The following is a 26,365-nucleotide window of genomic DNA, read 5'->3' on the forward strand; positions in this document are numbered from 1 at the left end:
ACGCCGTGAGAAGGGGGCGCGCGGCCCTGGCCGTGGCGGTGGCGCTGCTGTCCCCGTGGGCCCCGCCTCCGCTGGCGGCGCCACGCGCCCGCGCACCCCAGCAGACCCTCTCCGCGCCCGAGGGGAGCCAGGGGAAACAGACGGGCTCCCGGAAGGCCCGCGACAAGCGGTCGCCGAAGGTCCCTCCCGCCCCCGGGCCGTCCTCGTCCGAGCCCCCGCCCTCCGCCCTCGCACCCGACGCCCCCACGCGGCCCCGTCCCGAGGAGACCCCTCCCGCGCCGCCCCCGAGCGTCCCTCCCGAGCGCCCCTGGGCCCAGGGCGTGTCGCCCGAGAACCAGCAGCGGGCGCTCGAGCTGTTCCAGGCGGGCAATGCCCTGCTGAAGGACGCCGTCTTCGTGAAGGCCAGCGAGAAGTACCGCGAGGCCCTGGAGCTGTGGAGCCACCCGGCCATCCACTACAACCTCGCGCTGGCGTTGATGAACCTGGACCAGCCCCTCGAGGTGCACGAGCACCTGGAGGCCGCGCTGCGCTTCGGCGCCGAGCCGCTGGAGGAGGAGAAGTTCGAGTACGCGCGCAACTACAAGCTGCTCATCGAGAAGCAGCTCTCGCGCCTGGACATCACCTGCGACACGCCCGGCGCCACCGTGCTGCTGGATGGCAAGCCCCTGTTCCAGGCCCCTGGCAAGTACTCGGGCCTGGTGCGTCCGGGCGCGCACACCCTCTCGGCGGCGCGCCAGGGCCACCTGCCCCAGAACCTGAACCGCACCCTGCTGCCCGGCGAGACGGCGAACGTCACGCTGCGGCTGTACACCACCGAGGAGCTCACGCGCTACCGGCGCCGGTTCCACGTCTCCATGCCCTGGTTGGTGATGGGCGCGGGGGCGGCGCTCGCCGGAGGCAGCGCCTGGATGCACGTGCGGGCCCGCGCCCACTTCCGCTCCTTCGACGAGGGCATCTCCGCGTGCGGCGGCTGCGTGCCTCCCCTCCCCCTCGCCACCCAGCTCGAGCGGGGCTACCTGCTGCAGAGCTCGGCCATCGTCGGCTATACCGTCGGGGGGGCGGCCTTCATCACGGGCGCGGTCCTCACCGCGCTCAATCAACCCCAGCCCTACCGCATCGATCCGTCCCAGCTCGCCCAGCCCCAGGTGAGCATCAGCCCGCTGCTGGGTGGCGGCTCGGGCGGAGTCCAGGCCCTGGTGCGCTTCTAGGAGGAATCCCATGAACCGAGTGCATTCCTCCACCCTGCCTCCCCGCCGCGATCGCCCGGGGCCCTGGATGGTGCGGCTCGGGGTGCCCTTCCTGGCGCTCTTCTTCACCGCCTGCTTCGAGCCCACGAGCGTCATCTGCCCCACCGGCCTGGTGTGCCCCGCCGGCCAGCAGTGCGCCGCGAACCAGGACGTGTGCATCAAGACGAACTGCGGCGATGGCCTGCTGCAGCCGGGCGAGGCCTGTGACGATGGCAACCTGCTCGAGGGCGACGGGTGCAACCGGGACTGCCGCTCCATCGAGGTGTGCGGCAACGGCATCGTGGACGTGAGCCAGGGCGAGAAGTGCGATGACGGCAACACCAGGGACGGCGACAAGTGCGGCGCCGACTGCAAGTCCAACGAGGCGTGCGGCAACGGCATCACCGACACGAGCGTGGGCGAGCAGTGCGACGACGGCAACAACAACAACGGCGATGGGTGCAGCGCCGACTGTCTGTCGCGGGAGGTATGCGGCAACGGCTACACGGACAGCGCGCGGGACGAGCAGTGCGACGACGGCAACACCGAGGGGGGCGACGGGTGCAGCGCCGACTGCAAGTCCAACGAGACGTGTGGCAACAGCATCGTGGACCGGGCGCGCGGCGAGGTGTGTGACGACGGCAACACCGAGGAGGGCGACGGGTGCAGCGTGGACTGCAAGTCCGACGAGACGTGTGGCAACGGCATCGTGGACCGGGCCAGCGGCGAGCTGTGCGACGACGGCAACACCCTGCCCAACGACGAGTGCAGCTTCGACTGCCGCTCGGGCAAGGGCTGCGGCAACGGCATCCGCGACGAGGACGAGGAGTGCGATGACGGCAACACGTCCAACACCGACAACTGCCTGAACTCCTGCCTGCTGGCGACCTGCGGCGATGCCGTCGTGGACCGGCAGCAGCCGCGCCTGGAGGATTGCGACGACGGCAAGGAGACGAAGCAGTGCAACCACAACTGCACCTGGCGCGTGTGCGGCGATGGGCTGGTGAACGCCACCGCCGGGGAGCAGTGCGACAACCCGGGCGCCGTCGACAGCACCAGCTGTGACAGCGACTGCACCATCGCCGTGTGCGGAGACGGCCACGTCAACCCCCTGCGCAACGAGCAGTGCGACACGGGGGGCAACTCCCGGACCTGCAACTTCGACTGCACCCTGGCCAGGTGCGGCGACTGGATCCTCAATCGGGAGGCGGGCGAGCAGTGCGACACCGGCGGCTTCTCCGCCTGGTGCGACAACGACTGCACGCCCGCGGCCTGTGGTGATGGCCTCGCCAACCTCCAGGCGAACGAGCAGTGTGACGACGGCAACCGGAGCGACGAGGACGACTGTCTCGGCACGTGCCGGCCCAACGTCTGCGGCGACGGGCGGGTGAACCGCAACGGCCCCAAGCGCGTCGAGGTCTGCGACGACGGCAACGCCATCACCGAGACCGAGTGCCCCTACGGCACCCTCCAATGCACGGCGTGCAACGCCACCTGCTCGGAGCTCCGCACCCTGAAGGGCCGGGCCTGTGGCGATGGCGTCGTGAACGACCCGCGCGAGAAGTGCGACGACGGCAACACCACCACCGAGACCGCCTGTCCCTATGACGTGCCCCAGTGCACGGCCTGTGACGCGCTGTGCTCGGCGCCCCTGTCGCTCAAGGGCAACTACTGCGGCGATGGCGCCGTGAACGGCCCGAACGAGAAGTGCGACGACGGCAACACCCTCACCGAGACCGCGTGCGACTACGGCACCGCGAGCTGCACCCGGTGCGACGCCACGTGCTCGACCGTCCTCCCCCTCACCGGCCCCATCTGTGGAGACGGCGTCAAGAATGGCCCCGAGACGTGCGACGACGGCAACACCCTGGCCTGTGGCACCTGCGACAACACGTGCGCCCACGCCCAGCTCACCCAGGCCAGTGGCCGCCTCACCGTCCAGTACCGCGGCACCTTTTTCCGGGAAGGAGACACCTTCACCCTCGACGACGGCCTCCACCCTCCGGTGGTGTTCGAGTTCGACCGCGACGGCGCCGTCGCCCCGGGCCACCAGACCGTGCCCGTCTCCAACGGCGCCGCCACCGAGGAGGTGGCCCTGAGCATCTACTCCGCCATCCGGGGCGTGGGCGGTGACTTCCAGATCTCCGCCTCGGCCCTCGCGGGCAGCGACATCCTCCTCACCCACCGCCAGAACGGCGCCTTCGGCAACCGACCCATCCTCGAGAGCACGGACGGCAACGGCGACGTGAAGGACGCCCTCCTCGTCACCGGCATGGCGGGCGGCAAGGGCTTCGACTGTCCCCAGGCCACCGGCTGCGCACGCAACGAGGACTGCGCCCCCTCCCTCTCCTGCTCCCCCACCACCCACACCTGCATGCCTCCCTGAATCACCGGGCAGGTGGGAGTCCTACACCTCGCACCTGAGCCCACGTGAAGACTGATTCATTTGACTTTCCAACCAGGGCGAAGAATGAACGCGGCGCGTTGATGTTACACCCGGCATGTTTTCTCCCGGCACGCTCCCCCCTCGTCATTCCTCGGGTCTCGCATGATGTCCTTCGTCCTCCTGGCCCAGACGGGCAATGAGCAGGTTGGCTGGCTGAGCCGCAAGCTGCTTGGTGTCACCCTCACCAGCGCCGAGTGGGTGCTGTGGGTGCTGGTGGTGCTCTCGGTGTTCTCCATCGGGCTGATGCTCGAGCGCGCGGTGTACTTCGCCACGCACCGGCTGCCGGACTCCGAGGCGCTGGCGGTGCGGCTGGCCCGGGGCGAGCTGGAGGCGGTGCGCGCCGCGGTGGGTGAGCGCAAGGGCATGGAGGCCGCGGTGCTGCGCGAGGCGCTGGCCTCGGTGGAGCAGGGCCCGGACACGGTGGAGCAGGTGATCGCCTCCACGGTGGCGCGCGAGCGTCCCCAGTACGAGCGCTACCTGTCCTTCCTGGGCACGCTGGGCAACAACGCGCCCTTCATCGGCCTGTTCGGCACGGTGCTCGGCATCATCAAGGCCTTCCACGACCTGGGCAACATGGGCGCCAAGGGCGCCGCCATCCAGCAGACGGTGATGGCGGGCATCTCCGAGGCGCTCGTCGCCACGGCGGTGGGCCTGGCGGTGGCCATCCCCGCGGTGGTCGCCTTCAACGTCTTCAACCGCCAGCTCAAGACGCTCACCTCGCGCACCAACGCGCTGGGCCATGCGCTCGTGGGCAGCCTCAAGGCCCGCAACGCCACGCGCCCCGGCGCCTCCACGGAGGCGCGTTAGTCCATGGCCGGCGGCGCGCAGGACAACGACGAGGAGATCACCGGCATCAACGTCACCCCGCTGGTGGACGTGGTGCTCGTGCTGCTCATCATCTTCATGGTGACGGCCAACTTCATCGTGCGCGAGACGGTGGAGGTGGATCTGCCCCGGGCCGCCAACGGTGGCGAGACGGTGCAGGGGCTCGTCAACGTGGTGGTCGACAAGCAGGGCAAGCTCTTCTTCGACGGCGCGGAGGTGAGCGAGGACGAGATGCGCCGCCGCGTCACCGAGGCGCTGGCCAAGGACAAGGAGACACGCGCCATCATCAGCGCGGATCAGAGCCTGCCGTACGGCCGGGTGATGCGGCTCATCGACATGGTGAAGGGCCAGGGCATCGCCAAGTTCGCGCTCAACATCGAGAAGGACGTGGCGCCCACGGCCTCTCCCGCCTCGCCCTGAGGAGGGCCCCCGGACATGAGCCAGGCCACCCTCTCCGCCCTGCCCCCTCGCCGCTCCCGCGACTGGGTGCCGATGTTCCTGCTCGTGTCGCTGGGCGCCCACGGGGTGGGCTTCGCCCTGCTCTCGAACGTGGCGGAGCGCCCGGCGCCCGACATCCAGCGGCCCGTAGAGCTCGAAATGGTGGAGGTCATCAAGCCGCCTCCCCCGCCGCCGCCTCCACCCGAGCAGGAGCCGCCCAAGCCGCCCCCGCCCAAGCCGAAGGCGCCGCCCCCGGTGAAGGTGGCCCGGGCCGAGAAGCCGCCTCCGCCGCCTCCGCCGGACGCGCCGCCCCCTCCCCCCAATGACGCGCCTCCGCCCGAGCCGGCCGCCAAGCCGGTGCCGCTGGTGGTGGGCCTGTCGCTGTCCTCCACCACGGCCGCGGGCGGCTTCGCCGCGCCGGTGGGCAACACCGTCTATGGCAAGACGGGCAACACGGCGACGGATCCCAAGGACGTGAAGGCGTACTCGGCACCCAAATACGTGCCCGTGTACCAGGTGGACACCCAGCCCACGGTCGCCTCGGAGGTGAAGATTCCCTACCCCGACGAGGCCCGACGCGCGGGCGTCGAGGGCTCGGTCACCATGTCCATCACCATCGACGCCGAGGGGCGCGTGGTGAAGGTCGTCGTCATCAAGGGGCTCGGCTACGGGCTCGACGAGGCGGCGCGCGGCGCCCTGCTGCGCTTCCGCTTCAAGCCCGCCATCAAGAACGGCGAGCCGGTGTCCACGGAGATGAAGTACTCCTACACCTTCGTGCTGGACTGACGGGCCCGCGCCGCGCCGGGCCCATCCAGGGCCTCAGCTCACCGCGGGCTTCGCTCCCGGCGCCAGGTGCACGTTGATGCTCTTGCTGCCCGACACCGACAGGTACGTCTCCACGTTGCCCTTGCCGCCCGGCTCGAAGGAGATGACCTGGTCGTGCGAGCCGAACTTCGCCTCGATGCTCAGCTTGCTCCCCGCGGTGGTGTAGGTGGCCTGGGAGGCCCTGGAGCCGTTGAGGTTGATCTCCGCCTTGCCGCCCTCGAGCAGCTTGAGCGAGAGCGACAGGTCCCCCTTGTAGAAGACGGTGTCGATCTTCCCCTTGAAGGCCGCCTGCTGGGGACCGAGGTCCACGAACTCCCCGCCGCCCACGTTCACGAAGAAGACCACCTGCGCGAAGATGTTCAACGGCGTGCCCGAGGTGGTGCCTTTTCCAATGAAGTTGCGAAAGTCGACCATGCTGTTTCCCGCCGAAGTGGAAGGGGAGCGGCGCACCGCCCCACCGGAAAGCCACATCGTATGCACGCCCACGCCCCGCACCGGATAGGCTTTTGACGCGCGGGGGGCGGGTGTCAGGGGGCCAACGGGCCGACCCGACGCGCGCTACGGCACGGGGACGAGGAAGTCCTTGATGATGGCCATGTGCTGCATGTTGGTGGCGCCGCTGTCCGCGCTCTGCGCCGGGGAGATGTCCGACAGGGGCGAGTACACGCGCGTGTCCACCACGAGGCCCCCGCTGAAGGAGCTGGAGCCGATGACGGTGGACGTCTGGTAGGTGCGCAGGTTGCTGCTCACCAGCACATGGTCATACGGCTTGGCGCGGCTGGCGTTGGTGTTGACGTTGCCATTCTTGTCCGCCGGGTAGGGGCTCGCGGTGGAGACCACGGAGGAGAAGGTGGAGAAGAGCGCCTCGCTCCGGGTGTCGGAGTTGAAGTCACCGCCGATGGCGATGAAGGAGCCCGCGGGCACGTTGGCCTTGATGAAGTTGACGAGGTTGGTCGCCTCGGTGTTGCGCACGGAGCTGCTCGAGGTAAGCAGGTGCACGCTCACCACCCAGAGGTCCGTGGGGCCCGGGATGTCGATGCGCGCCCAGGCGAAGTCACGGTTGCTCACCTGCGTGTCGTCCCACTCGCCCGAGGCGATGATGGGGTAGCGGCTGATGACGCCGTTGGGGATCTGCGCGCCGGCCTCGCGGTAGTAATAGAAGCTCGAGCCGAAGGCGGTGTTGACGAAGGAGCGGATGGCGGTGGCGGAGTTGTCGCCGTAGTTGAACTCCTGGATCATCACCACGTCGGGTTTCGTGCCCTGGAAGATGCGCGTGCCGTGGCCCGGGTCGTAGCTCTGGTAGTTGCCGCTGGAGATGTTGGCGGCCATCAACCGCACCCGGGTGGTGCCGGCGAGCGGCGCGCCCTGGGAGCTGGCGTCTGAACCCCCTCGAGCATCCGACTCGAGGTCCCCTCCGCAAGCGGCGAGGGAGAGGGAGAGAACGGAGAACAGCAGACGCGAGCCAAGGCGGCTCGGCGTCGAGGCGAGAGAGCTGATGGGCATGGAGTCGTCCGGTGGGAGGGCGAGGAGGCGGGCGCATCAGACAGCAGGGTGGGCAGGCCAGCAAGGGGGCCCCTGGGTTGTACCGCTGCTCACCCGTGCACATCTCCCGAGCGTTGGCCTCGTAGCCAGGGAGCGACAGCGATGCGAAAGGCAATGGCCGGCGCGGTGGTGTGCGTGCTGGGACTGACGGGCTGTATGGGCGCCCCTTTGCGGTACGGGCCGTCCGAGCCGCTCGTGGACACGCAGGTGCCCATCCAGCAGGCGGAGGAGGCGGGTGCCGCCCAGCATCCCGATGCGGCGCAACACCTGGAGTGGGCACGGCAGCAGACGCAGGGTGCGCGTCGGCTGATCGAGCAGAACCGGCGGGATGAAGCGGCGCTGTTCCTGAAGCGGGCGGCGGCGGACGCGGAGCTGGCCCTGGCCCTGGCGCGCGAGGCCCCGGCCCGCGCCGAGGCCGATCAGGTGCTCCAGCAGGTACGCGAACTCCAGCAGGACACGGTGCCGGCGCAACAGTGACGGGAAAGCCCAGACGGGAAAGCCCAGACGGGAATGCCCAAGGAGAGAGCCATGCGGGGATGGAAGGCGTTGACATGGGGAGTGCTCGGGACCGTGGCGCTCTCGGGGTGCGCGGCCATGACACCGCGCGAGCTGGTGGATGCGCGCAGTGCCTATCAAGAAGCCTCCGCGGGTCCGGCGGTGCAGTACGCCCCGGACGCCCTCGGACAGGCCCGGGACGCGCTCGACGAGGCCAACCGCGCCTACGATCGCGAGAAGAACACGGAGCGCACGCGCACCCTCGCCTATGTGGCGCTGCGCCGGGCGCAGATCGCCGAGTCACTCGCCCGCACCGCGGTGGCCCTGAATGAGCGGGCCCAGGCGGAGCAGCAGCTCGCGCTGGCCCGGGCGGAGGACGCCGAGCGCACGCGGCGGGAACTGGCTCAGTCGCGCCAGGAGCTCGCCGAGGCCCAGCGGCTGCGCGCGGAGGCGGAGCAGCGCCAGGCGGAGATCCAACGCCAGCAGGAAGAGACGGCGCGTCTCCAGGCCGAGCAGGAGGCCCAGGCCCGCACCCAGCGCGAGGAGCAGGAGCGACAGGCGAAGCTCACCGAGAGCCAGCACCGGATGGAGCAGCTCAACGCGCAGCTCGAGCAGGAGCGCCAGGCGCGGCTCCAGGCCGAGCAGCGCGCCACGGCCGCCGAGGCCGAGGCCCGTGCCCAGCGAGAGGTGGCCGACGAGCTGCGCAACATCCGCCAGGTGCAGGTGAAGGAGGAGTCGCGGGGCCTGGTGCTCACGCTCTCCGGCAGCGTGCTGTTCCGCTCGGGCAGCGCGGATCTCCTCGCGACGGCCCGGCGGCGGCTCAACGAGGTGGCCGAGGCGCTCAAGAAGGCCCCGAACCCGCTCGTCATCGAGGGGCACACCGACAGCCTGGGCTCGGCGGAGCTCAACGAGGAGCTGTCGTACCTGCGCGCCGAGGCCGTGCGCGACTACCTCGTCGACCGGGGCGTGGACCCCGAGCGCATCCGCACCGAGGGACGGGGCAAGGAGCAGCCCATCGCCTCCAACGCCACCGCCGAGGGCCGCGCCAACAACCGCCGCGTGGAGATCATCCTCGAGCGCGGCGTGGGTGGCTCGGGCGCGCGGCAGGACTCCAAGCCGTAGCCAATGAAAAGGCCCCGCCGCCCGACTGGGGCCGCGGGGCCTTCCGCGCTCACGCGAGCGCGCCCGGAGACTCAGGGCTTGGCGGGGGCGAGCTGCGAGGGGTGGCTGGGCACATCGATCTCACCGGCGACGATCTTCGCGCGCAGCTCCTCGACCTTCTGCAGGGCCGCCTCGCGCCCGGGGAACTCCACGCGCACGGGGGCGTAGGTGACGCCGCCCTCCTTGAGGCCCAGCACCACGTCGCCGCCCGTCAGCTTGCCTTCGCGCAGATCCCTCACGGCCTCGTAGACGGCCAGGTCCACGCGCTTGACCATGGAGGTGAGCATCGCCTCGGGCGCGAGCGGGGACTGATCCGAGTCCACGCCGATGACGAACACGTTCTTCTTCGCCGCGCGCGCCTCCTTCACCGACTGGATGACGCCCAGGCCGTCCGAGCCGGCCGCGTGGAAGATGACGTCCGCGCCCTTGGAAACCAGGTCCTGGGCCACCTGCTTGCCGGCGGACACGTTGTCGAAGCTGCCGGTGTAGTTCACCAGCACCGTCGCCTTGGGGTTGGTGGCGGCCACGCCCGCGCGGAAGCCCGCCTCGAACTTCTTGATGAGGGGCACCTCGATGCCGCCCACGAAGCCCACCTTGCCCACCTGCGTGGCGAGACCCGCCAGCGCGCCCACGAGGTAGCTGCCCTGCTCCTCGCGGAACACCGCCGTGCGCACGTTGGGCAGCGTGTACGGCTTGCCATCCGCGCCGACGATGGGGCTGTCGATGAGCAGGAACTTCGCATCCGGGTTGCGCTTGGCCACCGTCTCCACGGCGCCCTCGAGCATGAAGCCCACGCCCACGGACAGCGCCACGCCCTGATCCACCAGCAGTTGCAGGTTGGGCTCGTAGTCCTCGGCCACCTTGCTCTGCAGCACCACGGGGGTGACGCCCACCGGGGCGATGCCGCGCGAGGTCAGGTCCTGCTGGAGCGTCGCCTTCAACTCCTCCGGGGAGGCGTCCACGTAGCGGCCCGACTCCACCTTCTTGCCCGCGGCCCACAGCTCCAGCCCGCGCAGCGCCGAGTCATTGAAGGAGTGATCTCCCCGGCCGCCCACGTCCGTCACCAGGCCCACCTTCAAATCCTTGGCCTTGGGGGCCTCGGGGGTGGCGGAAGGAGCGGCGGCGGTGGGAGCGGTGTCCGCGGGCTTCTCGTCCGACTGCTTCTTGCAGCCAGACACGAGCACCAGGGCGGACATCAGGGACAGGCGCAACAAGGAGGAGGAAGGGGCCATGTCGCGGCCTCTAGCAGAGCCTCGCCCTCCCCATCAAGTCACCCCGGCCACTCAACCGAGCCACTCAACCGAGGAGCGCCGCTCCGATGATGCCGCTGTCATCGCCCAGCTCGGCCTCGGTGATGAGCAGGCCCTCGCGCGACGTGCGCGAGGAGTACTGCTGCACGCCCTCCACCACGCGGCGCCGCAGCCCGGGGCAGTGCGTCAGCACGCCACCGCCCAGGATGAGCCGCGCCGGGTTGAGCACCGTCACCTGGTTGGCCACGGCCAGCGCCAGGAACAGGCCGATGCGCTCGTACAGCTCGCGCGCCGCGGGGTCGCCCTTCTCCGCCGCCTGCTCCAGCGTCACCGGCGTCACCATGTCGGGGTTGCCCCCCGTCAGCTCGCGCACCACGGGCGCCTTGCCCGAGGCCAGCAGCTCGCGCACCTGCGCGATGATGTTGTGGCCGCCCGCGTAGGCCTCCAGGCAGCCCTTCTCGCCGCAGCCGCACAGCCGCCCGTCCGGCACCACCTTGGTGTGGCCCAGCTCTCCGGCCACCCCGCCGCCGCCCTGGATGAGCTTCCCATTGGAGATGGCGGCGCTACCCACGCCCGAGCCCACGAACACCGTGTACATGTCCTGCGAGCCCCGCCCCGCGCCCGCGCGGAACTCGCCCCAGGCCGCCGCGCGCAGGTCGTTCACCAGCCGCACGGAGTGGCCCAGGCGCTGGGCCAGCAGCGAGCCCAGCGGCACGTTGCGCCAGCCCAGGTTGGGCGCCACCGCCATCACCCCCGAGTCCCCCTGGATCTGCCCGGCGGCACCCACGCCGCACGTGCGCACCTCCCCGGTGCCCGCGTCCTTCAGCGCGTGCTGGGCCGCCCGGGCGATGGCTTCCACCACCGCCGGAGGCGTGCGCTCCTCGAGCGCCACCTTGTTCGCGGCGATGATCTTCCCCTGTTCATCCACCACCGCGGCACGCGCGAACGTGCCACCGAGATCGATACCAAGCCTGGCCATGTGCGTGCCTTCTCCGTCCGTCACGGAAACCCGTGCCCCGGGTAGGGGCGATCGGGCCCCTTTATCTCAGGCGCCAACCTCGCGCTGCATCTTCTCCACCGTGCCCTCGATGAGCTGGCGGATCTCCTCCAGCCGCTCGGGGGTGCGCGCCTCGAAGCGCAGCACCAGGATGGGCTGGGTGTTGGAGGCCCGGATGAGCCCCCATCCATCCGAGAACGTCACCCGCACCCCATCCACGTCCACCAGGGCATGGCCCGCCTTGCGCAGCCACTCGGTGGCCCGGCGGACGATCTCGAACTTCTGCTCCTCGCGCGTGTCCACGCGCAGCTCGGGCGTGGCGTACGTCCGGGGCACGTCCGAGAGCAGCTCCGACAGCTTCTGCTTCTCGTGGGTGAGGATCTCCAACAGGCGCGCCGAGGAGTACACGGCGTCATCGAAGCCGAAGTAGCGGTTCTTGAAGAAGATGTGGCCGCTCATCTCCCCGGCCAGCTCCGCGTGCTCCTCCTTCATCTTCGCCTTGATGAGCGAGTGGCCCGCCTTCCACATGACGGCCTTGCCGCCGTTCTTCGCGATGTCGTCGTAGAGCGTGTAGGAGCACTTCACCTCGCCCACGATGGCCGCGCCGGGGCTCGCCTTGAGCACGTAGCGGCTGAAGAGGATCATCAACTGGTCGCCCCAGAGGATGTTGCCCTGGTCGTCCACCACGCCGATGCGATCGCTGTCGCCGTCGTAGGCGATGCCCACCTCGGCCCTCTCGCGCTTCACCGCGGCGATGAGATCCTGCATGTTCTCCACCACCGTGGGGTCCGGGTGGTGGTTGGGGAAGCGCGCGTCCATGTCGCAGAACAGCGGCACCACGTCGAAGCCCATGCTCTCGAAGAGCGGCACCGCCACCGCGCCGCCCGTGCCGTTGCCCGCGTCGATGACGATCTTCATCCCCTTGCGGCCCACCTTCACCGTCTGGCGGATGAAGTGGTTGTACGGGGTGACGATGTCATAGGGGCTCACCGTGCCCGGCAGCTCGGCGCACTCGAAGTCGCGCTCCTCGATGAGCTTGCGCAGCGCCTGGATCTCCGGGCCGTGGAAGGTCGTCTTGCCCGCGCCAATCTTGAAGCCGTTGTACTCGGGCGGGTTGTGGCTGCCGGTGATCATCGCCAGGCCGTCCACCGGCAGGGTGTTGGCGGCGAAGTACGTCAGCGGCGTGGGCACCACCCCCACGTCGAACACGTTGAGCCCCGTGGACGTCAGGCCCCGGCACAGCGCATCGCGGAAGGTCGTCGAGGACTCGCGGCAGTCCCGGCCCACCACCACGCTGCGCCCACCCTTGCGCCGCACCACCGTGCCCAATCCCTGGCCAAGCAATTCCACCACTTCGGGCGTGAGATCCTTATCGACCAGTCCACGGATGTCGTACTCGCGAAAGATGTGCGCGTTCATGAGGCTGTGTTTTTCCTGAAGCCCTCGAGGGCTGTCCGGTTCGAGGGCGGCGCACTGTACACAAGCGCGGATCCGGCGGGTATCCAAGCGCGGTTGGATCAGCCGCCCCTCTCCCCGGCCGCTCCCCAGTCGGGAATGGAATCCTTTGTGCTAAAATCTTGACACGGAGCACAAAACACATCACCCCACACAAGCACACAGCCCCACTCATCTGGAGCGTCCGCTCGTCAAGTAGGTCGAGAAGACGCTCCGTAGTCTATGTCTGCCCGGGAGTTGGCCAGCCTCTCCTGGTGGAAGCTCTTTCGCGGCGTAAGCCTCCGATCCAGCCCAGGTAGTGCTGGCACTCGAGGGGCCGCAGAGTGTGCGGCGCGATGACGACAAACACAGCGACGACGAAGGCGGAGCCGGCGTGGTTGGAAGCAGCGTGTAGAGCCCCCCTCCCTGCGGTAGTTGTCGCCGCGTCGTGGCCCTCCGACACGGCGACTCTCCGCACTACCGCGTCAGGAGACGATGCAGTCGAATTTCTCGATGACGGCCCGGAGTTCTTCAGGGTTGGCGTCGTATCGCTGCGCCTCGGATGGGGCAAAGAGTGTCAGGGCCTTGGTAGAAGGCGGTTGGTCGTACAGGTCCTCGATGACAACAGAACCAAAGCGTCCCGGCCACTGGACGCTATTGAGCTCCCGGGCTCGCCCAATGGGGTCCAGGATGGTGAAGCAGGGCCACTTGGGAAAGCGGAGGGTGGCGGGGTCCGAGCCCATGATGCGGCAGCCATCCAGACGAGCCTCGGTGAAGTCGCAGTCCTCAATGGCCCCATACTCCCAACCTGTACCGTAGTCGGGCCAGTGCCCGAAGTCGCACCCCGAGAAGCGGCCCTTGAAGCGACACCTCTTGAGGGAGGCCTTCACCCATTGCTGGTGGTTCTTCAACTCCTGCTTCACCTCGAAAGTGCAGTCGATGAACCGTGCTCCAATGATGATCAAACTCCTGGCGGAGACCTTCAGGATGACGGTGCAGTTCCTGAGCGACAGGTTGGGGCCAAGAAAATAGAGCGAGTTCTTGTTCGTCAGCTCCAGCCGCTCGTTTTCAATCTCCTTGTTCTCAAGGAGGACGTTCTCCAACCACTCCATGATTGCTCCTCTCAGAAGGTGAGCATCCGGAAGAACTCGCCCGCCATGCGCCTGCCGTGACGAGCCAGATTCGACTCCGTGCCAGAGAGAATCTCGTACTGGCGGCCCGTCTTCAGGTCAACCACGTCCACTCCCTGGTGTTTGAACTGAAGGCGGCCTCGCAACTGGGCTTTCACCTCTTCGTGCACGAACCGCCCCCGGGCCTCACGCTCCAGCAGCCTCGCCAGCCAGTATTCGCCCTGCCTTTCTGCGTTTCCGATGGCAGCTCTCTCCTGTTGGCCAAGGCGGTGAGGCCCCCACTTCTTGGCGGCCTGGGTGACGACCTCCTGGAGCATGTCGCCCACCTTGTCCTCGACGGGTATGTCCGCGGCCGACTTGCCCCGGGGCAAGTGCCAGCGTTGCCCGTCACTGAGTTCCACCTGCCGGTTGCCGCCCCGGTGACGAATGACGGTTTCGGCATAGCGGCCTCCAGGAGCCTGTCCAGTTCGGGAGCCCGTCCCCTTCTTGAGCATCACCACGGCCAGGGGGCCCTGGGGTGAGGTGGCCACCGTGTCCGCCGCCGCCACTGCCTTGGCCAGGGCGTCCTCCGTCGCCAGCGCCGCCTCCGTCACCTCCAGGCGCCCCATGACGCCGGCGCCGCCCTGCGCCGCGAACTGCTTGCCCGCGAGGTTGAAGCACGGCAGCGACTTCACCCGCGGCAGCACCTGCCCCAGCGTGTGCCCGCCCAGCGTGGCCACCGCGAGAATCATGGCCCGGGCCGCGTCCTCGCCCAGTACCTTGCCGAACTCCGCACCCGCCGCGCGCAACTCCTCGAAGGTGCTGGCGTGATGCGCCTTGTCGGCCAGGCGGGCCCACCCGTCCATCAGCCCGTACATCGTGCCGAGGCCCAGGTAGCCCATCAGCAGGAGCGTCATTCCGGCGGCCAGGGCCTTGCTCGTCGGCTCGGGCACCACCCACATCATGCAGTAGAGGGCCACCGTCCAGACAACCGTGGAGACGAGCATCCGCACGTCCAGCAACTCGTGCACCAGGGCCTGGCGCGTCTCGTCGAGCACGTGGCCGAAGGCCAGCGCCAGGGCGAACGTCCGCCGGTCATCCGTGCGCAGGTAGGGCCCGTCGTCCAGCAGGCCCAGGCAATCGCCACCTCCCCGGGGCACACACCACTGGAGGTACCTGGCCCTCAAGGCTTCATCCGCCTCGGGGGTGAGAACCACCGGGCCCTCCTGGCGCTCGGGCACCAGGGTGTAGGCCTGGTCGCGGTACACCTCCAGCAGCCAGTCTCCCTGGCTGTCCACCGTCTCCACGCCCTTGGGGGGTGGCAGCAGGTGGAGCAACTCCCGGGCGGCCTCTTGTGGACTCTTCGTCCCCAGCCGCACGTCGCGCGAGAGACGCAGGAAGGCCTGTTGGAACTGGGCCCTGGGAATGGGCACCGGCCGGGTGGCGACGCCACCGGGCTCCAGGAAGTCCACGTCGTACACGGTGGCGGACTCGAGACCGGGCTCCGCCGTGTCGGCCACACGCTTCCTGGGAGCCGGTGGGGGCGTCAGCGAGGAGGAGCGGTAGCCGGCAACCCCCCCGTGGGGGATGCCCGTGGCACATGAGAACTGGAAGAGGACGACGATGAGAGCCCAGACACCCACGCGGGGGCTCTGACGCGCGTCCTTGGGATGAGCGCCAGGAAGACGGGTGGACACGGCACACCTCCGGAAGCGACGCGGCCAAAGCCGTCGCTCCGGAACTACATGGAAATGCGGGTACGCCCGTCAAGGCATTGGGTTGACCGAGGCGAAGCGCTCGGGAGCCACCCTGGAGGAGTTCAAGGTAGCCGTGGATCGGTTCAACTTCATCGCACGCTGACTCAGCCCCCCACCGGTTCGGCGACGGGCGAGGACGACTGCTCCAGGGGCACATGGCCCTCGGCGTCCTTCACCCCGGCGAGCCGCTGGTCGAGCTCGGCGCTCAGGTGCTCGAAGACGTCCCGGCCAATGGCTCCCTTCTGGTAGCTCTTGAGCAGCGCGTCCTTCTCCACGATGAGCATGCGCCGCACCGCCTCCTCGTGCTCCTCCTCGTGGAAGCGCGTCGTCTGCTGCTTGAGGGCGGTCAGCTCCCGCTCGGCCTCGGTGGCCTTGAGCTGGTAGTCGCGCTCGAGCTGCTCGAGCACGTCCGCGGGGATGTCGCGCGTGCGGCGCATGGACTCCAGCGCCGTGAGGGCCGCGTGGATGGCGCTCATCCGCCCCCGCGCCCGCTCGTACTTCTCCTGGTAGACGTCCTTGACGCCCGTGATGCCCAGCCGCTTGAGCAGCGGCGCCATGGTGAGCCCCTGGAAGATGATGGAGAGCACCACCACGCCGAACGTCATGTTCACCAGCAGCTCGCGGTGGGCGAAGTCGTCGGGAAGGCCCAGCACCAGCACCATGGAGATGGCACCGCGCAGGCCGCTCCAGGTGAGCACCGCGCTCCAGCTCCACGGCATGCGCTCGGAGGTGAAGCGCAGGAGCGCGGACACCAGGAACACCACCGCCGCGCGCCCGGCGAGCACCGCCCCGTACGCCAGGAGGATGGGCTTCCACGACGCCAGCAGCGAGGCGAGCTGCACCTCCAGCCCGATGAGCAGGAACACCACCGAGTTGAGCGCGAAGGCCAGGTACTCCCAGAAGCTCGCCACCGCCACGCGCGTGGTGGGGCTCATGCTCAGGTGCGCCGTCCAGTTGCCGCACAACATGCCGGCCGTCACCGTGGCGATCACACCCGAGTAGTGGAAGTGCTCGGCCACCACGAACGAGCCGTAGGCGGCAATCACCGTGAGGGTGATCTCCACCATGGCGTCATCCACGCGCTGGATGACCTGGGACACGCCAAAGCCCACCGCGCCCCCGATGAGCCCGCCCATGCCCGCCACCCGGATGAAGTCCAGCGTCGCCCCGCCCACGGTGAACTGCCCTCCGGACGCCACCGCCACGATGAGCGTGAAGAGCACCACGGCCGTCCCGTCGTTGAGCAGGCTCTCGCCCTCCACCAGCACCGCGAGCCGCTTGGGCGCCCCCAGCACCTTGAACAGCCCCACCACCGCGATGGGATCCGTGGAGACGATGACCGCGGCGAACACCAGCGCGGACAGGAAGCCGAAGCCGGGCACCAGATTCATTCCCCCCACCACCGGCGACAGGAGCAGCGCGGTGATCGCCACCGACGCCACCACCCCGGGAATGGCCAGCGCGTGGATGGCCAGCTTGTTCTTCCAGAACTTGCGGAACTCCACGTGGAAGGCCGCCTCGAAGATGAGCCCCGGCAGGATGATGGCGAAGAGCAGCCCCTTCGTCAGATGCGGCGGCTCGAAGGCGTGCACCACCCCCAGCGTCAGCCCCGCCACCACCAGCGCCACCGTGTAGGGAAACTTGAAGTAGCGCGCCACGATCGCCACCGCCGTCGCGATGGAGAAGAGCAGCACGAAGCCCAGCTCGAAATTCATCGTCCCACCAAGTTTGAGGTCAAAAAATACTACCCCACCGCGAGGACGGGTGGAACAGACGCGGCGACGCGGAAGGCGGGCGAGGAACCGGGCCTGCTCCGGACATTGGCGCCCGGAGGGAGGATGGGGCATTGCTGCCAGGGCATGAGCGCCTCGTCCTCCTCGACCGACCTCTCCGACGCACTGGCCGAGGGCCTCTTCCAGCACCCCGCCCTCTTGCGAGCGCTCGTCGACACGCTCTCCGAGCGGGTCATGGTGGCCGACGCCACGGGGCGCATCATCTACTTCAGCCCCTCGGCCCTCGACTTCCAGGGGCTGGGGCTCAAGAGCATGACGCAGGAGGAGTGGTACCAGCACTTCCGCTTCTCCGACCCGGACACCCACGTGCCCATCCCGCCCGAGCGACTGCCAGTGAACCGCGCGCTGCGAGGCGAGGAGGCCGCCTCGCTCGACATCTTCGTCGAGGGGGCGCACCTGCCCACGGGGTACTACGTGCGCGTGAGCACCCGGGCCGTGCGCGACCCGCAGGGGCGCATGCTCGGCGTGCTGCTCTTCGTGCGCGACATCGCCCAGGAGCGGCGGATCCAGGCCGAGCAGCGCCGCACCGAGCAGCGCTTCCACCTCATCGTGGAGGCGGCCCAGGAAGGCATCTGGATGCTCGACAGGGAGGGCCGCACCACCTACACCAACCACTACATGGCACGGATGCTCGGCTACACGGTGGAGGAGATGTTGGGCCAGCACGTCCTCGCGTTCATCGAGGAGGGCAGCCACCACCAGGTCACGCTCAACCTCGAGCGGCGCATGCAGGGGCACAGCTCCGTGCACGACATGGCGCTGCGCCACAAGGATGGGCGCTCCATCTGGACGATGGTGTCCTCCAATCCCCTGCGCGACGAGGAGGGCCGCTACATCGGAGCGCTCGCCACCGTCACCGACATCACCCAGCGCCGCGACGCCGAGCAGCAGGTGCGCCGGCTCAACGAGGAGCTGGAGCGCCGCATCGTCGAGCGCACCGCCCAGCTCGAGTTCTCCAACCGGGAGCTGGAGGCCTTCGCCTACTCGGTGGCGCATGACCTGCGCGCCCCCCTGCGCGCCATCTCCACCTTCAGCCTCGCGCTGAGCGAGGACTGCCCGGGCCAGCTCGACGCCACGGGCGAGGACTACCTGCAGCGCATCCGCGGCGCGGCGCAGCGCATGTCCGAGCTCATCGACGGCATCCTCACGCTCTCACGAGTCACCAGCACGGGGCTGCAGGAGACGGACGTCTGCCTGTCCGCCCTGGCGCGCGCCGCCGCCGAGCAGCTCCAGCGCGGGCAGCCCGAGCGCACCGTGCACCTGCGCATCCAGGAGGGGCTGGTGGACCGGGGGGACGCGCGCATGCTGCGCTCGGTGCTGGAGAACCTGCTGGGCAACGCCTGGAAGTTCACCCGGGAGCGCCCCGTGGCGGAGATCGAGTTCGGCGCCCTGCCCGGGGAGGGCGGCTCCGGGCGCGTCTACTTCGTCCGGGACAATGGGGCGGGCTTCGACATGGGGTATCAGTCCCGGCTCTTCGGCGTCTTCCAGCGCCTGCACGGCCCCCAGGAATTCGAGGGCAATGGAGTGGGTCTGGCCTCGGTGCGGCGTATCATCCAACGCCATGGAGGCCGCGTCTGGGGCGAGGGGCGGGTGGGCCAGGGCGCCACCTTCTTCTTCACCCTGCACGAAGCCTCGAGTGGAGGTGCCCCCCCCTCCACGGACGTACGAAGGGACGATGGACGAAGGAACAGCTGATGGCCACCCCCCTGAAACTGCTGCTCGTCGAGGATCTCGAGGACGATGCCCTGCTGGTGCTGCGCGAGCTGCGGCGCGGCGGCTATGACATCACCCACACCCGCGTCGAGACGGCCGAGTCCTTCACCCAGGCGCTCGACCAGGGGCGCTGGGACGCCATCATCGCGGACTACGCCCTGCCGCGCTTCGACGCGCTGGCCGCCTTCCGGCTGGTGAAGCAGCGGGGCCTGGACGTGCCCTTCCTCATCGTCTCCGGACAGATGGGCGAGGACACCGCCGTGGCGGCCATGAAGGCCGGCGTCCACGACTTCCTGCTCAAGGATCGGCTCGGGCGGCTGGGGCCCGCCATGGCGCGCGAGCTCCGGGAGGCCGGTGTGCGGGCCGAGCGCCGGGGCATGCAGGAGCAGTTGCTCCTGTCGGACCGGCTCGCCTCGCTGGGGCTGCTGTCGGCCAGCGTGGCGCATGAAATCAACAACCCGCTCGCCTCGCTCATGGCCAACCTGGACTTCCTGCTGGAGGAGCGCGGCGAGCGCGAGTCCGGGCCGGCCGAGGGCCCCGACTCCGAGCAGGAGCAGGCGTTGATCGACTCGCGCATGTGCGCCGACCGCATCCGGGAGATCGTGCGCGACATCAAGGTCTTCTCGCGGCCGGAGGACAAGCAGCGCGGGCCCCTGGACGTGCACCGCGTGCTCGACTCGTCGCTGCGCATGGCGTGGAACCACGTCTCCCACCGGGCGCGCGTCATCAAGGAATACAAGGCCACGTCCCAGGTGATTGGAGGCGAGGGCCCCCTCGGGCAGATCTTCCTCAACCTGCTCATCAACGCCGCGGACGCCATCGCCGACGGTCCCGGCACCGCGCGGGAGATCCGCCTGGTGACGCGCGAGGAGGAAGGCACCGGCCAGGTGCGCGTGGAGGTGCACGACACCGGCCGGGGCATCCCCCCGGAGCTGCGCGAGCGCATCTTCGAGCCCTTCTTCACCACCAAGCCGGTGGGCGTGGGCACGGGCCTGGGGTTGTCCATCTGCCGCCGCCTCGCGCTGGAGCTGGGCGCCCACTTCGGCGTGGAGAGCGAGATGGGACACGGCAGCGTGTTCCACCTGCTGCTGCCCCGCGCCGACGCCCTGGAGCCCCAGCCCTCGCGCGAGCTGATCGCCCCCGCGCAGCCCCGGTGCGTGCTCGTCCTGGATGACGACGCCATGGTGGGACGGGCGCTCCAGCGCCTGCTCGGAACACCCTGCGACGTCCACGTGCTCGTCCAGGGCACCACCGCCCTGGCCCGGGTGGCCGCGGGCCAGCGCTTCGACGTCATCCTCTGCGACCTGCTCATGCCGGAGATGGACGGCCCCCAGTTCTACGAGATGCTGCTCCAACTGGCCCCCGAGCAGGCCCAGCGCGTCATCTTCATGACGGGTGGTGCCATCACCGAGAGCACCCGCGCCTTCCTCGACAGCACGGGCCGACCCTGCCTCGACAAGCCCATCGAGCTCCAGAAGCTGCGCGCCCGGATGGCCGCCCTGCCCCCGCTGGAAACGCGCGTCCGCGCCTGAGCCGCCCCTCCTGCCCTCTCCCCCCCCAGGAGGACGAGGGCACTCGTCCCCCCGCATGTTGACGGCGAAAACATGCATGTTGACGGCGAAAACATGACTGTTTACAGTGTCTACATCATGAGGGCGTGAGCCGCTGCCGCGCCCCTTCGAGGGTGGACCATGAGCGATGACGTGCTGTTGAGGATCCTGAATGTCCCGGTGCTGCTGGGATGGGCGGCGATGGTGTTCGCGCCCCGGACACGGGTCACGAAGTGGTACCTGGAGAGTGACGTGCTGCCGCTGGTGATTGGCGGGGTGTACCTGCTGAAGGTCGCGCCGCACCTGCCGGGGCTGCTGAGCCAGTTCGACACGCTGCCGCACATCGAGGCCGCGCTGCGGATGCCGGGCATGTTGTTCGCGGGGTGGATCCACTACCTCGCGTTCGACTTCCTGGTGGGCCGGGTGGTGCTCGCGGACGCGCGGCGCCGCGGCATCCCGCACCTGCTCGTGGTGCCGTGCCTGCTGCTGACCTTCATGCTCGGGCCGTCGGGCTACCTCGCCTACGCCGCGGTCCGGCTCGCCACCCGGCGCTTCTGGCCCGCCGTGGCGCCCATCCCCTCCGCCGCTCAACCCGCCCCCGCGCTGTAGCTCCAGGAGACGCCCCATGTCGACCACGACCTACTCGCCCCGTGACATCTGGAATCGGGCCTGGGCGCTCTCGCCCGCCCTCACCGTGAACGCGCTGCTCATGTTCGCGGGCGCCGTGATCACCGCCCTGTTGCTGGGGGTGGACCCGCGCCAGCTCGTGGGCGAGCCGCTCTGGCTCAAGCCCTTCAAGTTCTACGTCTCGCTCACCCTCTTCGAGGCCACCCTGCTCTACTTCTTCGCCTTCCTGCCGGAGCGCCGCCGCTTCCTGCGCCGGGTGGGCGTCATCATCGCCGCCTGCGTCACCCTGGAGATAGTGGCCATGACCCTCCAGGCGGCGCGCGGGGTGCGCAGCCACTTCAACACCGCGACGGCGTTCGACCAGGCCGTCTTCTCCTCCATGGGCATCGCCATCACCGTCCTGTGGGGCACCGTGCTGGTCTTCGCCCTCGGGCTGTTGCGCTCGAAGCTCGAGGACCGGGTCCTGGCCTCGACGCTGCGAATGGGCCTGCTCGTGACGCTGGTGGGCATGGGGCTCGGGTTCTTCATGACCACGCCCCACGGCGAGCAGCTCGAGACCTTGAAGACCGGACAGAGGCCGCTCGAGGTGGGTGCGCACACCTTTGGCGGACGGGATGGGGGACCGGGCCTGCCGCTCGTCGGGTGGAGCCGCGCGGCGGGAGACATGCGGCCCGCGCACTTCGTCGGGATGCACGCCCTCCAGGTGCTGCCGCTGCTCGCGCTGGGGCTCGCGCGCCGCAAGCAGCGCTCCGAGTCGCAGGAGCTGGCGTGGGTGCGCGCGGCGGGAGTGGGCTACCTGGGCATCACCCTGGTGCTCGGGCTCCAGGCCCTGCGCGGCCAGTCCATCGTCTCCTGGGACGCGGTGGGCGTCGCGAGCCTGGGAGTGGCGCTCGGGGCGAGCCTCCTCACGCTCGCCGCCCACACGCTCCGTCGCCGCGCGCCCGAGTCCCTCCCTCCTCCCGCGCCTGTCGGAATGGGCTGAACGGGCGCCCGAAGAAGGTGTCACAGAACTCGTTCCGGAGACATTGGCCCGCCGCATGCTTGGAGCGCGGCTCGCCATGTCTGGACCGCATGACCTCTTCGCCCGCTACACCTTCGGCCACCCCGAGCGGGCGGCGGCCGAACTGCGCGCCGTCCTGCCCCCGCATGTCGTCTCCGTGGTGGATTGGGCATCCTTGCGGCGAGAGCCCGGCAGCGTGGTGGACCCGGAGTTACGGGAGACCGAGAGCGACCTGCTCTTCACGGCTCGACTGAACACGGGTCGCCCGCTGCTGCTGTATGTGCTGCTGGAGCATCAGTCCACGGTGAACAGGTGGATGGCGCTGCGCATGCTGCGCTACGTGGTGCGCCAGGTGGAGCGCTGGCGCCAAGAGCATCCGGAAAGTGCACTGCTCCCCCTCGTCATCCCACTCGTCATGTACCACGGGCCAGACGGAGCCTGGACGGCGCCGCGCCGGGTGGAGGACCTCTTCGACCTTCCGGGTGAAGAGGAGGAACAGCGAGCGCGGTGGCGAGCGCTGGTGCCGCGCTTCGAGTACCTCTTGGACGACCTGACCGCCGAGCGGGAGGAGGCGCTGAGGGCGCGCCCAGGTCCACCGCTGGCCCAGTTGGCCTGGCTGGTGCTGCGCTACGGGCGTACCGAGGAGCTGGCCCAGAAGTTGCCTGATTGGGTGGCGCTCTTCACGCGGGTGCAGACAACCCACGAGGGGGCCGAACACCTGGTGGTGCTCATCCGCTACCTGCTGTGGATCGGGGACACGGCCGTCCATGAAGCCACCGGGAGGGTGTTACATTCGGTGCTGGATGAGCAACGAGCGGAGGAGCTGATGCGGAGCTATGGCGAGGAACTCATCGAGCGTGGTCGCCAACAAGGTCTGACGAAGGGCCGGGAAGAGGGCCGGGAGGAGGGTCTGATCCGAGGGCGTGCCGAGTACGTCCTGCGAGTTCTCGCCACGCGGGGTCTGGACGTCGACGAAGCGGCCCGGCAGCGCATCCTCACCTGCACGGATCTGGCGACCCTCGACCGCTGGTTCGATCGGGCCCTGAACGCCACGACCCTCCCCGACGTGCTGGACGACCTGACGCAGTAGAGTTAGAGCGTCCCCACCTTGCAGTCCGGGAGCGCCCGTCTCAGCCGCTCGATCTCCTCGGGAGGAACGGGCGTCCAGTACAGGTCCAGCGTCTTGAGGCTCTTCATCTGGAAGAGACAGGCCGGGAGGGATTTGAGCTCCGTCGCCTGAAGGTCGAGGAACGTCAGCCGCTCGAGCCGACCCAGTTCCTCGGGGAGCGAGGTGAGCCCCGTGTTCTTCAGGTTGAGCGACTCGAGTTCCTGGAGCTGCCCCACCTCGGGAGGAAGGGAGCGCAGCTCACGATTGAAGGACAGATCGAGCTTCTTCAGCTTCCGGAGCTGGCCCAGTTCCCCGGGCAGTTGCTTGAGCCCCGTCGAGCCCAGCCACAGCCGTTCCAGTTCCGAGAACTCCCCGATCGACGCCGGCAGCGTCCCCAGCTTCCGACCGTTGAGCGTGAGTTCCTTCTCCGTCCTGGGAAACGCGGCCAGCACCCCCTCCGCGCTCCCCTTCTTGGGCGTCTTCACCACCACGTCGAGGGACTCACCCTCGAGGCCCAGCGGCTCTCCCAGAGCCTCATCGTCCTCGTCGTCCCCGTCCAGCTCCGAGAGCGCCTCGCCCAGCGCTTGCATTTCCTGCTCGAGCCAGGTGGAGAACGGCCCCAGCTCGCTCTCGGGCAGGCTGTCCTCCACGTTCCAGACCACCAGCTCGCCGCCGTCCTCGCTCCTTCCGAAGCAGTACCCGTTGACGTCGTTGATGTCGCGGGAGGCGAACATGACGAAGCGGTAGGTGTGAGTACCGGCTTCCCGCTCCGCGCGAACCGCTTGCCACTTCCGGTCTGGCTCCCCCATCTGCTGGGAGAGATTCAGCATCCACCGGGGAGGAAGAAAGCCCAGCGCGGTGTCACCGGAGTTGACCCACCGGTGGCCCAGCTCCTTCACGAACTGGAGATAGTCCGGGGGCAGCAGTGGAGAAGGATCGAACGCGTGCGCGAAGGACATGGCGCGCGGCTCGAGCTCCGCCGGGTAGGCACCCATGGAACTCTTGCCCAGCACCTTGGAGAACTGCTTCTCCAGGCGCGTCCACTCCTTCGCGAGCGAGGTGTTACCCGACTTCCTCGCCGCCTTCTTCACCGCCTTCTTGGCCACCATCGCTCCCTCGAATCATGCGGCCGGGCGCCCCTCGGCCGGGGCTCATGCTCTACCCGCTGTGCATGGATTCGTGAAGCGAACTCATGGGGACGCGGCGCCCTGCTCCATGCCAGCGGACTGGAGCCGGGAAGCGTGCACCCGCCTGGCCAGCGCGTGATAGTAGCGGTGGATGCCCACGTTGAGCGGATCCACGCGCAGCGCCTCCGTGTAGCGCGCCAGCGCCCCATCGAGCACGTGCTGCGCCTCCAGGACGACGCCCTTGTCGAACAGCTCCCGCGCGAGCGCCTCCGCGTCGGGCCGGGCGGCGAGGAACGCCTGACGCAGGCGGTTGACCGACGCGTGCGGCACTCCGGCCGCGAGGCAATGCGCCACGCCGTGGAAGTTGCCCCGGGACGCATCGAAGCGGGCCCGCGCCAGGGGATCCCCCAGCGTGCGCCGGGCGGCCTCCAATCTGCCGTGCAGGGCCTCCAGCGACTGGCGCTGCTCGGCCGGTAGCTGCCGGTGCCAGAAGGGCTCCAACCGGCGCTCGGCCAGCGCGAGGCGCCGCATCACCTCGGCGAAGTCCGCATGCGGAGGAATGGACAGGAGCGAGTAGGGATCCTGTCCGCACGCGTTCGCCCGCGCGAGCAGTTGCGCGAGCTCCGCGTCCGGCGGGGTCTCCGGCGGCGGCGGCGCGAGGGCCTGCGCGATGAGCCGGCGCACGTCCTCGGAGGGCTCGGAGAACTGGAGGATGAAGCCCTGACGGCCTCCCCACGTCCGCGCCTCCTCGGCGGGCAGCAGGCGCACCACGTCCGCCGCGCACGCGAGCACCCACCCATTGAGCGACAACTCCACCTCCAGGCGCGCGCCCAGGCGGGGCAGCGTCCCATCACAGGCGATGCGCAGCCCGTCATCGCTCACGTCGTTCACGAAGACCGGCACCAGTCCCTGGCCCCCGGCCCCCTCCACCCGCACCTGGAAGGCCGCGGGCGCCATGCAGCCGAACGCGGGCCTCCGCATCGCCTCGTTGAGCGCCGCCCGGAAGGCGCGCGCGGTGGCGAAGCGCTCATCCGGCCGCAGCGACAGGGCCTGCATCACCACCGCGGAGAGCGCGGCGGGCACCTGCTCGTCCAACTGGTGAGGCGCCAGCGGCACGCTCGGCTTGTGCACGAGCAGCATCTCTCCCATGCGGCCCCCGCCGCCGAAGGGAAGCCGTCCCGTCAGCAGCCGGTAGCCCAGCACCGCGAGCGAATACAGGTCCGCGCGGCCATCCGGCTCGGCGCGCACCCACAGCTCGGGCGCGAGGTAGGCCGGGCTGCCCACCACCATGCCCGCGGCGAGCTCCTCCGGAGAGAAGCCCTCGGCCAGGGTGCTCGCCATGCCGAAGTCGAGGATCTTCACGCGCCGCGAGCCGTCGCGCCCGGTGGTGAGCACCAGGTTCTCCGGCTTGAGGTCGCGGTGGACGATGCCGCCCACGTGCGCGGCCTCCAATCCCTCGAGTACCTGGAGCAGCAGGAACACCACTTCCGCGGGAGGCAGGGGCAGCGGCAGCCGCGACAGGGCGAGGCCGTCCACGTACTCCATGAGCAGACAGTGGTGGCCATTGGGTGCCTGGCGCACGTCGAGCACCCGCGTCACGTTCGGATGCACGAGGTGTTGCAGCGTGCGCGCCTCCGCGTAGAAGCGCTGGAGCACCGCGGGCGTGCGCGCCAGGTGGGGATGCAGCACCTTCACCGCGAAGAGCGCGCCGCTCGACGGGTGCTCGGCGAGGTACACGCTCCCCAGCGTCCCCGTGCCCAGCTTGCGCACGAACACCAGCGGGCCGTACCCCATGCCGGACAGCGTCTCGCTGTCGCACGGGAAGTCGTCGCCGGGGGTGCAGGGCGCCCCCGCTTCATGCTCCGTCAGACATTGTTCACAACCCATCGCCGCCCCCGGCCGCGCCCATCTGGCGGGTCGCGTGACACGGAAGCATTGCAAC

General features: G+C 69.4%; 21 protein-coding genes and 1 pseudogene. 12 read left to right on the plus strand and 10 right to left on the minus strand.

All coding sequences use genetic code 11. The annotated features are described in order from the left end of the window. Nucleotides 1-5: 5 nt before the first annotated feature. The 5 genes from CYFUS_RS45455 to CYFUS_RS45475 all read left to right on the plus strand — a co-directional run bounded on the left by CYFUS_RS45455 (nt 6) and on the right by CYFUS_RS45475 (nt 5,721). The gene (locus tag CYFUS_RS45455) at nt 6-1,208 is read left to right on the plus strand and encodes a hypothetical protein (RefSeq protein ID WP_095992617.1); all 1,203 of its coding nucleotides are present in this window, start codon (nt 6-8) and stop codon (nt 1,206-1,208) included. Nucleotides 1,209-1,218: 10 nt separating this feature from the next. Continuing rightward, nucleotides 1,219-3,612 carry a DUF4215 domain-containing protein gene (locus CYFUS_RS45460; RefSeq protein WP_095990908.1) on the plus strand — a complete coding sequence of 798 codons (2,394 nt, stop codon included), beginning with the start codon at nt 1,219-1,221 and terminating at the stop codon, nt 3,610-3,612. Between the two features lie 162 nt (nt 3,613-3,774). Further along, nucleotides 3,775-4,479: a MotA/TolQ/ExbB proton channel family protein gene (locus CYFUS_RS45465; RefSeq protein ID WP_095990909.1), complete on the plus strand. Its 705-nt coding sequence runs from the start codon at nt 3,775-3,777 to the stop codon at nt 4,477-4,479. Between the two features lie 3 nt (nt 4,480-4,482). Continuing rightward, nucleotides 4,483-4,917, plus strand: coding sequence for an ExbD/TolR family protein (locus CYFUS_RS45470; protein WP_095990910.1), 435 nt, complete (start codon nt 4,483-4,485; stop codon nt 4,915-4,917). 15 nt (nt 4,918-4,932) lie between these two features. Then, the gene (locus CYFUS_RS45475) at nt 4,933-5,721 is read left to right on the plus strand and encodes an energy transducer TonB (RefSeq protein ID WP_095990911.1); all 789 of its coding nucleotides are present in this window, start codon (nt 4,933-4,935) and stop codon (nt 5,719-5,721) included. A 33-nt stretch (nt 5,722-5,754) separates the two neighbouring features. Here CYFUS_RS45475 and CYFUS_RS45480 read toward each other — a convergent pair whose 3' ends face one another. Next, a complete protein-coding gene (locus CYFUS_RS45480; RefSeq protein WP_095990912.1) occupies nt 5,755-6,174 on the minus strand; it encodes a hypothetical protein in 420 nt (139 codons plus the stop codon). A 153-nt stretch (nt 6,175-6,327) separates the two neighbouring features. After that, nucleotides 6,328-7,263, minus strand: a pseudogene (locus tag CYFUS_RS45485) (endonuclease/exonuclease/phosphatase family protein); the annotation flags it as partial. 141 nt (nt 7,264-7,404) lie between these two features. Here CYFUS_RS45485 and CYFUS_RS45490 point away from each other — a divergent pair. After that, nucleotides 7,405-7,779, plus strand: a complete 375-nt coding sequence (locus CYFUS_RS45490; RefSeq protein ID WP_095990914.1) for a DUF4398 domain-containing protein — start codon at nt 7,405-7,407, stop codon at nt 7,777-7,779. A 51-nt stretch (nt 7,780-7,830) separates the two neighbouring features. After that, nucleotides 7,831-8,919, plus strand: coding sequence for an OmpA family protein (locus CYFUS_RS45495; RefSeq protein ID WP_095990915.1), 1,089 nt, complete (start codon nt 7,831-7,833; stop codon nt 8,917-8,919). Between the two features lie 71 nt (nt 8,920-8,990). Here CYFUS_RS45495 and CYFUS_RS45500 read toward each other — a convergent pair whose 3' ends face one another. The 6 genes from CYFUS_RS45500 to CYFUS_RS45525 form a co-directional block, all read right to left on the minus strand. Then, complete coding sequence (locus CYFUS_RS45500; protein WP_095990916.1) at nt 8,991-10,190, minus strand: BMP family lipoprotein; 1,200 nt, start codon at nt 10,188-10,190, stop codon at nt 8,991-8,993. 64 nt (nt 10,191-10,254) lie between these two features. Then, nucleotides 10,255-11,187 carry an ROK family protein gene (locus CYFUS_RS45505; RefSeq protein ID WP_095990917.1) on the minus strand — a complete coding sequence of 311 codons (933 nt, stop codon included), beginning with the start codon at nt 11,185-11,187 and terminating at the stop codon, nt 10,255-10,257. A 66-nt stretch (nt 11,188-11,253) separates the two neighbouring features. Beyond that, a complete protein-coding gene (locus CYFUS_RS45510) occupies nt 11,254-12,624 on the minus strand; it encodes a phosphomannomutase/phosphoglucomutase (protein WP_095990918.1) in 1,371 nt (456 codons plus the stop codon). 500 nt (nt 12,625-13,124) lie between these two features. Then, a complete protein-coding gene (locus CYFUS_RS45515; protein ID WP_095990919.1) occupies nt 13,125-13,751 on the minus strand; it encodes a pentapeptide repeat-containing protein in 627 nt (208 codons plus the stop codon). Between the two features lie 11 nt (nt 13,752-13,762). Then, on the minus strand, nt 13,763-15,445 hold the full coding sequence (locus CYFUS_RS45520) for a hypothetical protein (RefSeq protein ID WP_095990920.1): 1,683 nt from the start codon (nt 15,443-15,445) through the stop codon (nt 13,763-13,765). Nucleotides 15,446-15,609: 164 nt separating this feature from the next. Beyond that, the gene (locus tag CYFUS_RS45525; RefSeq protein WP_095990921.1) at nt 15,610-17,220 is read right to left on the minus strand and encodes a Na+/H+ antiporter; all 1,611 of its coding nucleotides are present in this window, start codon (nt 17,218-17,220) and stop codon (nt 15,610-15,612) included. A gap of 144 nt (nt 17,221-17,364) precedes the next feature. On the opposite strand from CYFUS_RS45525, the gene CYFUS_RS45530 reads away from it, so the two are divergent. From CYFUS_RS45530 to CYFUS_RS45550, 5 genes are all read left to right on the plus strand, one after another. Next, a complete protein-coding gene (locus tag CYFUS_RS45530; RefSeq protein ID WP_095990922.1) occupies nt 17,365-18,993 on the plus strand; it encodes a sensor histidine kinase in 1,629 nt (542 codons plus the stop codon). After that, on the plus strand, nt 18,993-20,543 hold the full coding sequence (locus CYFUS_RS45535) for a hybrid sensor histidine kinase/response regulator (protein ID WP_095990923.1): 1,551 nt from the start codon (nt 18,993-18,995) through the stop codon (nt 20,541-20,543). Before CYFUS_RS45530 ends, CYFUS_RS45535 begins: the two co-directional genes overlap by 1 nt. Nucleotides 20,544-20,702: 159 nt before the next feature. Further along, complete coding sequence (locus CYFUS_RS45540; RefSeq protein ID WP_095990924.1) at nt 20,703-21,170, plus strand: ABA4-like family protein; 468 nt, start codon at nt 20,703-20,705, stop codon at nt 21,168-21,170. 16 nt (nt 21,171-21,186) lie between these two features. Next, nucleotides 21,187-22,170, plus strand: coding sequence for a hypothetical protein (locus tag CYFUS_RS45545; RefSeq protein WP_095990925.1), 984 nt, complete (start codon nt 21,187-21,189; stop codon nt 22,168-22,170). Between the two features lie 76 nt (nt 22,171-22,246). Then, entirely contained in the window at nt 22,247-23,278 is a 1,032-nt protein-coding gene (locus CYFUS_RS45550; RefSeq protein WP_095992618.1) for an Rpn family recombination-promoting nuclease/putative transposase, read from the plus strand. A 2-nt stretch (nt 23,279-23,280) separates the two neighbouring features. On the opposite strand, the gene CYFUS_RS52075 is transcribed toward CYFUS_RS45550, so the two are convergent. Together CYFUS_RS52075 and CYFUS_RS45560 are read right to left on the minus strand one after the other, a co-directional pair. Beyond that, complete coding sequence (locus CYFUS_RS52075) at nt 23,281-24,405, minus strand: leucine-rich repeat domain-containing protein (RefSeq protein ID WP_198316363.1); 1,125 nt, start codon at nt 24,403-24,405, stop codon at nt 23,281-23,283. 81 nt (nt 24,406-24,486) lie between these two features. Then, nucleotides 24,487-26,310, minus strand: coding sequence for a serine/threonine-protein kinase (locus CYFUS_RS45560; RefSeq protein ID WP_095990926.1), 1,824 nt, complete (start codon nt 26,308-26,310; stop codon nt 24,487-24,489). Nucleotides 26,311-26,365: the final 55 nt, after the last annotated feature.

The sequence above is a fragment of the Cystobacter fuscus genome (assembly GCF_002305875.1).
GTDB lineage: Bacteria > Myxococcota > Myxococcia > Myxococcales > Myxococcaceae > Cystobacter > Cystobacter fuscus_A.

Excerpts from the sequence above, each read along its gene's own strand:
- CYFUS_RS45525 (WP_095990921.1), bottom strand. The coding sequence starts at position 17,220 with ATGAATTTCGAGCTGGGCTTCGTGCTGCTCTTCTCCATCGCGACGGCG.
- CYFUS_RS45535 (WP_095990923.1), top strand. The coding sequence starts at position 18,993 with ATGGCCACCCCCCTGAAACTGCTGCTCGTCGAGGATCTCGAGGACGAT.
- CYFUS_RS45560 (WP_095990926.1), bottom strand. The coding sequence starts at position 26,310 with ATGGGTTGTGAACAATGTCTGACGGAGCATGAAGCGGGGGCGCCCTGC.
- CYFUS_RS45495 (WP_095990915.1), top strand. The coding sequence starts at position 7,831 with ATGCGGGGATGGAAGGCGTTGACATGGGGAGTGCTCGGGACCGTGGCG.
- CYFUS_RS45490 (WP_095990914.1), top strand. The coding sequence starts at position 7,405 with ATGCGAAAGGCAATGGCCGGCGCGGTGGTGTGCGTGCTGGGACTGACG.
- CYFUS_RS45470 (WP_095990910.1), top strand. The coding sequence starts at position 4,483 with ATGGCCGGCGGCGCGCAGGACAACGACGAGGAGATCACCGGCATCAAC.
- CYFUS_RS45540 (WP_095990924.1), top strand. The coding sequence starts at position 20,703 with ATGAGCGATGACGTGCTGTTGAGGATCCTGAATGTCCCGGTGCTGCTG.
- CYFUS_RS45530 (WP_095990922.1), top strand. The coding sequence starts at position 17,365 with ATGAGCGCCTCGTCCTCCTCGACCGACCTCTCCGACGCACTGGCCGAG.
- CYFUS_RS45550 (WP_095992618.1), top strand. The coding sequence starts at position 22,247 with ATGTCTGGACCGCATGACCTCTTCGCCCGCTACACCTTCGGCCACCCC.
- CYFUS_RS45460 (WP_095990908.1), top strand. The coding sequence starts at position 1,219 with ATGAACCGAGTGCATTCCTCCACCCTGCCTCCCCGCCGCGATCGCCCG.
- CYFUS_RS45505 (WP_095990917.1), bottom strand. The coding sequence starts at position 11,187 with ATGGCCAGGCTTGGTATCGATCTCGGTGGCACGTTCGCGCGTGCCGCG.
- CYFUS_RS45480 (WP_095990912.1), bottom strand. The coding sequence starts at position 6,174 with ATGGTCGACTTTCGCAACTTCATTGGAAAAGGCACCACCTCGGGCACG.
- CYFUS_RS45475 (WP_095990911.1), top strand. The coding sequence starts at position 4,933 with ATGAGCCAGGCCACCCTCTCCGCCCTGCCCCCTCGCCGCTCCCGCGAC.
- CYFUS_RS45515 (WP_095990919.1), bottom strand. The coding sequence starts at position 13,751 with ATGGAGTGGTTGGAGAACGTCCTCCTTGAGAACAAGGAGATTGAAAAC.
- CYFUS_RS52075 (WP_198316363.1), bottom strand. The coding sequence starts at position 24,405 with ATGGTGGCCAAGAAGGCGGTGAAGAAGGCGGCGAGGAAGTCGGGTAAC.
- CYFUS_RS45500 (WP_095990916.1), bottom strand. The coding sequence starts at position 10,190 with ATGGCCCCTTCCTCCTCCTTGTTGCGCCTGTCCCTGATGTCCGCCCTG.
- CYFUS_RS45465 (WP_095990909.1), top strand. The coding sequence starts at position 3,775 with ATGATGTCCTTCGTCCTCCTGGCCCAGACGGGCAATGAGCAGGTTGGC.
- CYFUS_RS45510 (WP_095990918.1), bottom strand. The coding sequence starts at position 12,624 with ATGAACGCGCACATCTTTCGCGAGTACGACATCCGTGGACTGGTCGAT.
- CYFUS_RS45545 (WP_095990925.1), top strand. The coding sequence starts at position 21,187 with ATGTCGACCACGACCTACTCGCCCCGTGACATCTGGAATCGGGCCTGG.